Origin of the sequence: Epilithonimonas hispanica (genome assembly GCF_003385395.1) — a bacterium.
Taxonomy (GTDB): Bacteria; Bacteroidota; Bacteroidia; order Flavobacteriales; family Weeksellaceae; genus Epilithonimonas; species Epilithonimonas hispanica.
In genome coordinates this window covers 1-10,744 of the sequence record NZ_QNUG01000067.1, presented here as the reverse complement: position 1 = coordinate 10,744, position 10,744 = coordinate 1, and the positions used below count along the sequence as shown (strand labels likewise).

10 protein-coding genes are annotated in these 10,744 nt (G+C 32.4%); 2 read left to right on the top strand and 8 right to left on the bottom strand.

What is annotated here, in order from left to right; all coding sequences use genetic code 11:
- Positions 1-148: 148 nt before the first annotated feature.
- Positions 149-523 (bottom strand): hypothetical protein, encoded by a 375-nt coding sequence (locus DRF58_RS17090; protein ID WP_116037100.1) that lies wholly within the window; start codon positions 521-523, stop codon positions 149-151.
- A 353-nt stretch (positions 524-876) separates the two neighbouring features.
- Positions 877-1,476 carry a hypothetical protein gene (locus tag DRF58_RS17085; RefSeq protein ID WP_116037098.1) on the bottom strand — a complete coding sequence of 200 codons (600 nt, stop codon included), beginning with the start codon at positions 1,474-1,476 and terminating at the stop codon, positions 877-879.
- Positions 1,477-2,062: 586 nt separating this feature from the next.
- Between DRF58_RS17085 and DRF58_RS17080 the strand changes: the two genes are divergently transcribed.
- Together DRF58_RS17080 and DRF58_RS17075 are read left to right on the top strand one after the other, a co-directional pair.
- Positions 2,063-3,247 (top strand): ComEC/Rec2 family competence protein, encoded by a 1,185-nt coding sequence (locus DRF58_RS17080; protein ID WP_116037096.1) that lies wholly within the window; start codon positions 2,063-2,065, stop codon positions 3,245-3,247.
- A complete protein-coding gene (locus tag DRF58_RS17075; protein ID WP_116037095.1) occupies positions 3,231-5,507 on the top strand; it encodes a ThiF family adenylyltransferase in 2,277 nt (758 codons plus the stop codon). The genes DRF58_RS17080 and DRF58_RS17075 overlap by 17 nt, the downstream gene beginning before the upstream one ends.
- Positions 5,508-5,581: 74 nt before the next feature.
- Here the strand turns inward: DRF58_RS17075 and DRF58_RS17070 are convergent, their stop codons facing one another.
- The 6 genes from DRF58_RS17070 to DRF58_RS17045 all read right to left on the bottom strand — a co-directional run.
- Entirely contained in the window at positions 5,582-6,292 is a 711-nt protein-coding gene (locus DRF58_RS17070; protein ID WP_116037093.1) for a hypothetical protein, read from the bottom strand.
- A 3-nt stretch (positions 6,293-6,295) separates the two neighbouring features.
- Positions 6,296-7,339: a ComEC/Rec2 family competence protein gene (locus tag DRF58_RS17065; protein WP_116037091.1), complete on the bottom strand. Its 1,044-nt coding sequence runs from the start codon at positions 7,337-7,339 to the stop codon at positions 6,296-6,298.
- Positions 7,340-7,703: 364 nt separating this feature from the next.
- Entirely contained in the window at positions 7,704-7,880 is a 177-nt protein-coding gene (locus tag DRF58_RS17060) for a DUF3606 domain-containing protein (protein ID WP_116037090.1), read from the bottom strand.
- A 140-nt stretch (positions 7,881-8,020) separates the two neighbouring features.
- Positions 8,021-8,728, bottom strand: coding sequence for a hypothetical protein (locus DRF58_RS17055; protein WP_116037088.1), 708 nt, complete (start codon positions 8,726-8,728; stop codon positions 8,021-8,023).
- A gap of 521 nt (positions 8,729-9,249) precedes the next feature.
- Positions 9,250-10,440, bottom strand: a complete 1,191-nt coding sequence (locus tag DRF58_RS17050; RefSeq protein WP_206605240.1) for an ATP-dependent helicase — start codon at positions 10,438-10,440, stop codon at positions 9,250-9,252.
- Positions 10,441-10,551: 111 nt separating this feature from the next.
- A partial coding sequence (locus DRF58_RS17045; RefSeq protein ID WP_162300315.1) for an ATP-binding protein occupies positions 10,552-10,744 on the bottom strand: 193 nt, incomplete at its 5' end.

The window sequence follows — 10,744 nt, the reverse complement described above, 5'->3', positions numbered from 1 at the left end:
ACAGCCTATTGTTTCTTTCCAAAAAAACCGTCACTCAACTTGAAAAAAGTAAATGACGGTCAATTATTTTTGAACTTCGCTTAACCCGAACTCAGGTTAGTTACTCTTTATCTCACATTTGCCCACACAATTTTTGTTGCACTTTCTTTTAAACTATCCTTCCAAACTTTCTAAATAATACTTCAGCCTTCTCTATAGCTTCTTCAATTTTTTCAATTTTTGCGTTTATTAAAAGAATTTCAATTTCGTCCAATAAGTCTTTGTCATCTTGAGATAATTTCCCTTCAAAATCTCTTTCAAATTTCCATATCGCATTTGAAATATTTGTAACAACTTCTCCACAATCAAACGCATATTGAAATAATAATTCAGTATTTTTAGTTTGATCAGTGTTGTCTCTGAAACTAATAAAACTCCTTTCTAAACCTCTATATGTATCTGCATGTGCTGCTGGAATTGCTAATCTTCCAATATTATGTCCCGCTCTAATAAGATACTCATATCTTAAAGCCATTTCATTCATATTCTAAATTTAATTGTTAATGTTAGTAGAGATGTTGAATTTATAAAATTTGTGCTAACACTCAAATATACGTAATTATCCTATAAGTGAGAATTTGTATGAATTTACAAATAAAAAATATTAGTTAAATCCCAATTTCAATTTTGAATGATGCCTTTACGCAAACTGAGAAGTGATTATTATTTTATCTTCACTTTTGAGAATTTAAATTTTGAATTTATTATCTGTTACAAGGATGGAAAACTTAGATGTATTTTCATTTTCGTCAATGTCAAAAATTGAATGTACTTTATTGTCTGAAAGTGATAAGCGAAATACGTAAGGTTTAATTTTTATTATTATTCAATTTTATTTCATTTTTGCTTTCGTGCATCAAGCTCATTCATTTCAATTATTGTTTGTAAACCTATACTGCTAAAGAAATTTCTGTCAGCATATTTTTCTTTCGGATATTCTTTAATTCTATTTCTGATAAAGTCATATACATAATCAAGTGTAACCCATAAATAATTAATATCTTTCTTGGGTTCATCTCTCGTTATTAAAAGTTTTGCGATTTGACAGTTTTGTCCTAGGTCATTCTGAAAGTTAATAATAGGAGATTGTTCTAATTCTTTTGCAATTGCGGAATTGTTAGATGTTAAACCTAATCTGTCTAAACTATATGATAAATAAGGTTCACGAAATAGTTTTTTATCGCCAATTGCTCCGCCCTTCACTTGGCAAATTATCCCGATTAGAGATTTAGTGTCAAAGTTTTGAAAAAGAGTTTGGTCCCAATCCTTTAATTGTCCACCGATTTCTTCAAAAACAAAAGGTGTTCTAATTCCGATTAGGTCGGCATCGGCAGAATATTCAATATTTTTTGATTTGTGTATTACAAAGTTGTCAATGAGAAAAAATCCATTGAGCCTTAAATACCAATATGATTGTTCTTCTGAACTGTTTAGCATAATGTCTATCTTTTAAAATAATCGATAACACTCAAATATACTCAATATCTCTTTTACATTTTTACGACTTTCCATAAAATCAAAAAAAAATGGTTAAATCATCCTTTTATAATCTTCAACCAAAAAATGATTTAATTTTTCTACCGATATATTCATAAGTAAATAGTCAAGTAATTCTTAATAGTGCTTAGTTTTAAAAAACAAAGGAACAAATGTCCGAAAAATAGACTTTACTTATTGTATTTTTTAATTTTCAGTATTAGAACTAATGCGATATATACGACATTCTAGATCTTCAGAAAATCTGTTTATTGATGATGTAGTAAATCATATGTTGCAGAAAATATAATCATAAATCATGTAGACAGGACAAATTGTCACCTTTTTTTAATAATATTGACAATTTTATCATGGCACAATTTTACTCTTTTAAACATCGATTAATCAAGGAGTTGTAACATTAGCGTATTTTATGTTTCAAGATGATCTGCACAAATGTATCACTCAACTTATAATAACAATTTCTAAAACCGGAGTAAGCCCTGACACGTTAAAGAATGGGATTCACTAAATAAAAATTTTTACCATGAGTAACACAATTAAGTATTATCCGGTCTGTAATGGTGACCAATCTTTAATTACACTGGAAGACAAAACTACAATTCTTGTCGATTGCAACATTCGTGAAGGTGCAAAAGGTGATGACGATGAAACGCTTTTTGATGCACATAGCGACTTATTGGATTCAATTCAGAAAGATGCTAACAATATTCCATTCGTTGATGTCTTTATTTTAACTCACGGAGACCAAGATCACTGCCGTGGCTTTAAAAATAATTTTTATCAGGGTGATCCTAGCAAATATAGCAAAGAGGACAAGGAAAATAAGTTAATTAGAGTTGATGCAATGTGGTTCTCACCAATGATTGCAGAACAACACAATAGTAATGATGATGAAACTGCGTATCAAGAAGAAGCTGAAAGAAGGTTGGAATTACACCGAAAAAATCATTCATCAAGAAATGATCCAGGAAATAGAATTCGTATCATTGGCTATGACGGAGACAAAAAATATAATGACTTGGACAAAATGAGGTCTGTTCCAGGTGATGTAGTGACTCGTTTTAACGATAAAGAACAAGACACTTTTTCAATTTTTATTCATTCACCATTTAAAGAGCAATTGACATCCGCTACTAAAGATAAAAATCATACAAGTATTGTTTTTCAAGCTCGATTTAAAGAAAAAAAAGCGGACACTGATTTTATAACTTTAGCTATGTTTGGTGGAGACTCTGATCATTACACTTGGGAAACCATCCTTGATAAAACTAAAAAATCAGGCAAAGATAAAAGCGAACAGGCTCTAGATTGGGATATATTTTTAAGTCCTCATCATTGTTCATGGTCATTCTTTAATGACCGCCCATACGACGATAACAAAGTAGCAAAGAAGACATCATTAGAAGCTCTTGATTTTAAAAGAGGCTCTAATCCGAAAGTAATCGCTTCTTGCAGAAAAATTGTTTCCGCAAAACCTAATCCCCCACATGATGCTGCAAAAAAAGAGTATGTAGCGAAAGTTGGGGACAGCAATTTTTTAAACACAACCGTTCACGATGTGAAGGATGAGACACCCCAGCCAATAATTTTTGAGATTAGTAAAAATGGACCAGTTAAAGCTAAGAAAGTTGAAGGTTCCTCACGTGCTGTTGCGGGTGCAGGATTAGGTGCATTAAATACAGTTTCGTCTTATGGAGGAACTATATAGCTCAACTTTAGAAGTATTTCAAGAGAAAATTGGGAATCCTGCACTGCAGGATTCTCTTAATGAAATTTGCAAGTATTTAAGTATCCCAACACCTCTCCTTTATAAATGGGATGAGGGTCGTATTGCGTTGGCTGCTGATATTGATGTAAATCTTCCTTCTCTTAAAAATTATGAAGATATTGACATTCGTGCGGTTGAACCAATATTGATGGTGTTCAGTCTTGAAAAATACCCATCAACTCCACCATTAATCACTACTGATAGAACTTCTTTTCCAAAGAATAACCTTGCCCATTTATACATTGCGACAGAGGGCAAACCACCAGCTCTTTGCTTAGTGCGAGGAAATTTTGCGGACTGGTATGCTAGAAAAAGACCCCAAGATCTAATAAAAAGAATTGGAAATTGGTTTCAAGATGCAGCAACAGGAAATTTGAGTTTGGATGGCGAACAGTTTGATCCTCTTCGATTAGAGAACTATACTGGAATTTTAATTTACGATTATGATAAATTAGCTCAAACCGTAAATAAAAAAGAAGATTTTTTACAGGATGGTAATTTTGCAATTGTACTATTTAAAAGAACAGCTGATAGCACCTATAAGTTTGTAAAATTTATTACCGAAAGTAATTATTCTGAGACAATTGAAGAGGTTGATGAGGCACGTAAAAAAAAATCACAAGCCCTGCAAACAGACCATTACCATATTGGATACCTAATTTGGGGAAATGAGCAAGACTCTTTTAATAAATATTTAATTAAGCCGCCAAAGAACTGGGATGAACTAAAAAGATATTCAAATTCTTATGGTATAGACGTAAGCCTAGTTGAGGCGTATTTATCAAAAGATGATAAAAACTACCATAAAGGAGTGCCAATCATATTAGCAATTCGACGCCCGCTAAAAGTTATTGGTTTTGAATCTGAAATAGAATTTTCTAACCACGTTGCAATTTTGGACTACACTGATAAGAAAGATGGACAAATTGTAGATGACGCTACTGTTTATTTATTTTCTCATAATCAATCTTTGAATAAAGCTAAGGCAAAAATAATATCTGGGGAGAATGAAGTTACTATAGGCGAAAGTATAGTTATTGGATGTGGTGCGTTAGGTTCAAAAATCATTATGCATTTAGCTAGAGGCGGACAGAAAAATTTCTTACTTTTTGATCCTGATAAAATATCATCACATAATTTAGTACGACACGCTTTGCTCGGTGAACAACTAGGAATGAATAAGGCAACTGCATTAGTTTCTGCTATTGAAGGGATTTTCCCAGATCAAGAAACAGATTGCGTTGCAATTTCAACTCAATTTAATCCTAAAGTTGATAATGATTTCTACGAAAAATTTAGGTGGATATTTGACTTTAGTGCATCAGAAAATGTTTTTAATTTTTTAGTAAACTCTTCAAATACTAGTACTAAAGTATGCCAAGCATATATAAGTGATAAGGGAAATTTAGGATTAATGTTTATTGAAGGGGAAAATAGAAATCCAAGAATTGATGACCAGCAAGCATATCTATATTCCTTGAGTAAAGAAGTAGACTGGATAAGTGATTGGCTCAAAAGAGAGAATATTATTGGAGAAAAAAATTCAACAAATATCACTGTTGGAGTAGGATGTAATTCTGAAACTACTATACTAGCAGATGATACCATATCCTCACACGCTGCTCACTTTAGCAAAATTATAAAACGAAAAAATATTATTGAACAGGCAGAAGGGTCACTAAATGTTTACCGTATAATAGATAATGAAGATGAATACAGCATAAATGCAGAAACCATTTTGGTTCCACCATTTACAATCATTACTGCTAAAAATGATCCTTCCTGGACTATTCGTCTAGCGGAAGGAATTACAAATAATATGTTAAAAACTTCAGCAAAAGCAGGGAAAAGCGAAATTGGAGGAATATTTATTGGCGTGGTTAATTATAAAACTAAAACAATCCACGTTGTTGATTTAATTGATGCTCCGCCAGACAGCACAGCAAACGAGATTTGTTTTCATAGGGGTTATAATGGACTTTCAGAATTAGTCGGGAAAATAACTAAATCTTCAGGAAGTCAATTAGGATATGTAGGAGAATGGCATTCTCATCCTCATGGTCCAAATTGTTTAAGTGCAACTGATTACGAAACAATTGATAAATTTAAGGCAGAATTTAATAGTCTATTGACACCTCTACCAGTTTTTATAACCATTGTTACACCGGAAGGAATTCTTCCCTATGTTTTTTCGTCATAAATTTACACAGCATTACAAAATAATTATAAGTGAAAACTTAAAGCACTTAAGTATAAGATACCTAAGTGCTTTTTTTATAAACCTTCAATCGCCTCATGCAGTCGCTCTGCGTAAGCAAAAGCAGTTAATTTTATCCATGATTTTGTAACTCTTAAAAGCCAAAAAAGAAGGAAGATAATCAGGAATATTTCGGCAATAAAAAATACTTGCGGGAAATCATCTATTTGCCAGACACCAGTTTTAAATACAAAAAAACCATATATCGTTCCGATCAGTAAAACAATTATGGAAATTGCATAAGGCTTTAAACCCCAAAGATTTCTACGAAAACCATACGCCATATTTTCTTTGAAAATAATGGAATGTAGATTCTGATCTCGGGTTTTCCCAAGTAAAAACTTAGTCCATGCAATGTATATTTCATCAGCTTTAGTTTGATTTTGCAGTTCAAAACTTTCATCAACGGCATAACCAATTGGACATAAACTTTCCATTTTTTTGTGATTCCTAGTCTTTGTATGCATATCTATTTTATCATCATTCCAACGAAAAAGTTGTGTAGTCGGTGCTCCTCCCCATTGAATCCATAATCTAGCCTCTTTCTTTTTTCCTCCATCTCTTCCAAGATGTGAAGTCAGGTAAACAAGCACACCTAAAAGTCCAACAGGAATGCTAAAATGGTAAAAATCTCTATAATCCCAAATCGTAACTAACAACAAGGCACTTAGCGGAAGAAAAAAAAGTATCATCGGGTACACTCTTGCAGTCAAATTATATCTATCCATATCTTATTCTTCTACTTGGTTATAAAAAGGTACGGTTGTAGCAGTAACCCAACCACTTCTCGGCGCATTTTGATGATGACCTAAAATTTTCCCACCAGTCTTAAGAACTGTCGCTCCTCTTCTTAGAAGTGCATTTGTTACTTTTTTTGCAGGATGCTTTGGAGAATCCTTAGAAGCCGATACAAAAGCTGTAGTGCATTTAATACTATCAAGTATTGATGGAGAAATATTTCTCTTACTTCCATGATGCGGAATCTGGAAAAAATCAACAAATGAAATATCTATAAATTCTTCTTCAGCAAAATCAAGAACTCTTTGTAAGGAATCAATTCCTGCATCACCACTAAAAAGATATTTCTTTCCCGCAAAACGTAACATAACAACAGCACTTGATCTATTTTCGGCTGAGGTTTCGCCATCTTCGCTTAACGTTTCTATATCAAATGCTTCTTGTATCCAATTTATTGCTTTATCATAGCTGCTAAAGGCTTTTTCTAAAATGGTTTTGGCTTTTGGACTTCTTGCAAAGTCTGGAAGAAGTTCTCTATAGTAATCTGTTGATGGACCAAGTATCATAACCACATTATCCTCACTTTCTCTTCCTGCAAATGGCTCTCGAACATCAATATTCTTATCCTCGGCTAATTGTACAAGTTCGTAGGCATATGTATAAGCATTTTGTAATTTTTCACTTAGACTACTATCAGTAATACGTCCATCATGAAATAGGTCTCGAATGTGTTCTGAATGTTCCCACGGCTTATGAATCCATAGCTCACCTACAGAGCATTGATTCATAACTTGTCTGAGACCAGAAGCATGATCACTGTCTGGGTGTGTACAGATGACAATATCTACATGATTTGTATCATAAAATTTTTGTATATGCTCAACGAGCCTATTTCCAGAATCTTTTGTTCCACCGTCGATAACTACTACCTGATATAGAGAACGATCAGAAAAATCACCGTAACGTAATGCAATAGCATCTCCACTTTTCTCCCCGCTATCTACCGGCAAGAAATCAATTTGTATTTGTTTACTCATAAGCAATAAATTTTTTTAATCTCGCTATCATTATAACAATATCAGTCGCCAGAGATTTATCTGATATTATGATCTTATATACTTTTAAATCAAACAACTGTTTGATAATCAGTTAGATATTAATTGTACTAAGTCAAAAAAATAGCCAGATTTAATTTGGCAGAACTTTTTCGGCTAATAATATAACAAAAGTGGATTTTGGCAGAAAATCATATATAAGAGTGACATTTTGACGTAAATTAAAATTAATGATCAATCTATCACTTATTAATTTTTAAATATTGATTTTGTACGGGATGTAAAAAAATCCCAACTCTCGTCAGGATTCATTTCCGAAATAAAAAGTTTATAATAAAAACTTACATTATTTCCCAAGATACCTCTTCACTGCGGAGACAGAAGTTCCAACAGCCTTAACAGCTTCTTTCAATCGGTCTTTGGTAACACCAAGTTCTTTTGACCAGTAGTCTAATTCCCAAGCCTCATTTACATTGATCTTAGTTGCATCTTGTGGTCTTCTTTTACTTAAATCATCACTCATAATAAATAATTTGTTGGTTAATAAAAGTAAAGGTAATTAGGTTTAATGTGATATGTTTACGGTTTTCCGTAAACATAAAAAATCCCAATTTTATTAGGATTTTCAACTCACATTATATTCTAATATAATAGTTTAAGAATTTACTTGATTTTTTGTTTGGTAGATTTTTCAGTAATATTTTTATCATTTTTGCTATAGGCCAAAATTTGAGGAGATATTATTGTCTCATCATCATAAATATGAGATTTTATAGTTGATATTGCTTGGAGTCCATTTGATATAGAGGATGGCGATAAATCGGATGTTGTCGGAATTAAACCATTAATTTTTTGAGAACCTATTCCACTAACTCTTACCTCCAGAGAGCCTTCAATATTCTCTATATTTGCTGCTAATCCAATTGGACTGGATAAATTTATTCCTGCCTTCCTAGTTTTAATTTTTGCTACCATTCTCACACCAACGCCAACTAAAAGTGAGTTATAATTATTAGTTGGGTCTGAGCTCAAAAGAGTCTGTGTTTGCGAAAAGTCGTAAATTACTTGATAAGTTGAATTTTTCCCAGATATACCAACACCAACGAATGTTAGATCTCCATCAGCTTTCATTTCATAGACTGTTACATTAGAAACTAAATTTGAAAATGAATTTAAAATAGATTTATCATGAACAACTTCATTAATGTGTTTGATAGACATTTTCTTATCTGGAGTTGTATAGTATAATTCTCCGTCATACTGAATTGGAGTTGTTAGTGCTATATAATCTGTTGTAAAAACAAGATTTTGACATAATAGATTGGCATAGCCGAACAAAATCATTAAAAAGAAATTAAATTTAGTTTTCATGGTATATATTTTATTGATTATCAAGCGAATATACAAAATTTTTTAATATATTGTATTTCTGTTTAAAATTATCATTACTACTATATAAATTAGCTTTTACACTTCAAAAACACATTTATGGAAACCACAAAAAACCTACACCATCATCGCAGCCCGAGTTATCATCGGTCTCTCGATTTTGAATTACTCATTAAAGAACAGAAGAAGTATTTTAGCAGTGCTCTGATCGCTATTATAAAGTAATGGGAAAACAAAAAACCCCAATTCTCGTCAGGATTTATGTTGTAATGTTCTAGTTCTACTTAAATATTAATGATTATTTTTAAGTTCCGCAAGTTTTGCATATTCCTCAATGTCAAAATCAAAAAATTATTACTGATTCACATTTCAGTCTCTATATTTTTTCATCTTAAAATAAATCTTGGATAACTCTTTATCAAATCTATTAATATTGTAAAATGTAAAAATCATTATGTGTTTTTGGCGTGTTTTCTCGGTCTACTTTTCTCCAATATCTAATTTTATATTTTATCATAATTAAATACTTTTCTTGCCAATTCGGGGGTCATTGATAAAACATCACCTCGTTTGGTTTTCCTTCCTGTTTCACTTATAAGATGCAGATTTTTTTTTGCCCTAGAACATATTACATACATTAATTTCTTTGAAGCCTCAGTTGCATTACCGGAAAATATTTCATTCCAGTGTGGTAAATAGCCATATAACAGTCCATAGGCAATTACGGTTTCAAATTCTTCACCTTTTACACCCACACATGTATTTATAATCACACCCGTCATTTCTCGATAGAAACTTTTGAAAGAAACAATGTCGCTGGGAAATTTAAATTCGGGGTCATTTAATCTACTTTCAATATTATCAAAAAACAATTTTCTATTCTCAACCAATGATGGAAATTCTTTATAATTGATACCAGCAGCACCCATAAACTGGTCAAAACAATCAATCAAATAATCTATGCCTTCTGTTTCAGTAGATGAAATTGAATTAATTAAACGTAGTAAATTCCTTTCGACTCTATACTGCTCTGTAAACTCAGTATTTGTATGAATTCTAAAATTGTCAATCAACTCCCCTGCCCATCTATATCTTGATGAGTATATTTTAGGATTAGGTTCCGTTAAAAAAAGTCGAGATAGTTTGTACCAAATATTTTCCCTGTTCCTTGACATCGGGGCTAAGCCAGAAGCATCAAAGTTAACGTGAGGTAATGTAGCTCTTAATTTTTTTGAGACTGACGTTATGAGCCACCATTGAGGAACAAGTACACAAATTTCATCTTCCGGGATTCCATTATCTAAACTCATTTGAATTAGGCGGGCAAGCTCTCCAACAATTTTTGAACTTTCAATCGTCGAATTTAAAGTAATTAAACCTTCTGTGTCGGCATTATCTCCAACTGCTTTTATATCTATTGATTGAGTTTGAAAATGAGAGTAAAAATCAATAATTCTTTGACTTGACCTATAGTTGCCTTTTAATGTTAAATGTGTAATATGCATTCCATCTATTTCGGATTTAATTTCATCTAAACTTTTGGCAACTCCTCCAAGTGAAGCATAAATAGCTTGGTCGGTATCACCAACAAGAAATAAAGAAATATTTCCTTTGCCAGCTTTTATAATAGATGAAATAATTGCATAAAGTAAATCTTGTGTGTCTTGATTGTAAATTCCAGTGATATTGACCACCCAATTTCAAATCAAAGTGACCAGGTAATTTCGGTTTAAATTGACCACCCTTAATTTTGATAAAAACTCTTGTTTTTCATGTGTCAATTAGTATTCAAATATAATAAATAATTACTCCCTGTTAACTCCTCGCTTTTTTCTCATAGATTCCCCCTGGAGTTCCAGGCGGTGGGACTGATGGATAAGTCTGTCCAGAATAGCATCAGCAATGGTCTTTTCACCAATAATGTCATACCAGCCCTGCACCGGGATCTGCGATGTTACAATGATGGATCCGTTGTTGTGACGGTCTTCTATGATCTCC

Bases quoted from the DNA above. Each gene is read 5' to 3' on its own strand.
- DRF58_RS17085 (WP_116037098.1), bottom strand. From the start codon at position 1,476: ATGCTAAACAGTTCAGAAGAACAATCATATTGGTATTTAAGGCTCAAT.
- DRF58_RS17090 (WP_116037100.1), bottom strand. From the start codon at position 523: ATGAATGAAATGGCTTTAAGATATGAGTATCTTATTAGAGCGGGACAT.
- DRF58_RS17055 (WP_116037088.1), bottom strand. From the start codon at position 8,728: ATGAAAACTAAATTTAATTTCTTTTTAATGATTTTGTTCGGCTATGCC.
- DRF58_RS17080 (WP_116037096.1), top strand. From the start codon at position 2,063: ATGAGTAACACAATTAAGTATTATCCGGTCTGTAATGGTGACCAATCT.
- DRF58_RS17065 (WP_116037091.1), bottom strand. From the start codon at position 7,339: ATGAGTAAACAAATACAAATTGATTTCTTGCCGGTAGATAGCGGGGAG.
- DRF58_RS17075 (WP_116037095.1), top strand. From the start codon at position 3,231: ATGGAGGAACTATATAGCTCAACTTTAGAAGTATTTCAAGAGAAAATT.
- DRF58_RS17070 (WP_116037093.1), bottom strand. From the start codon at position 6,292: ATGGATAGATATAATTTGACTGCAAGAGTGTACCCGATGATACTTTTT.
- DRF58_RS17060 (WP_116037090.1), bottom strand. From the start codon at position 7,880: ATGAGTGATGATTTAAGTAAAAGAAGACCACAAGATGCAACTAAGATC.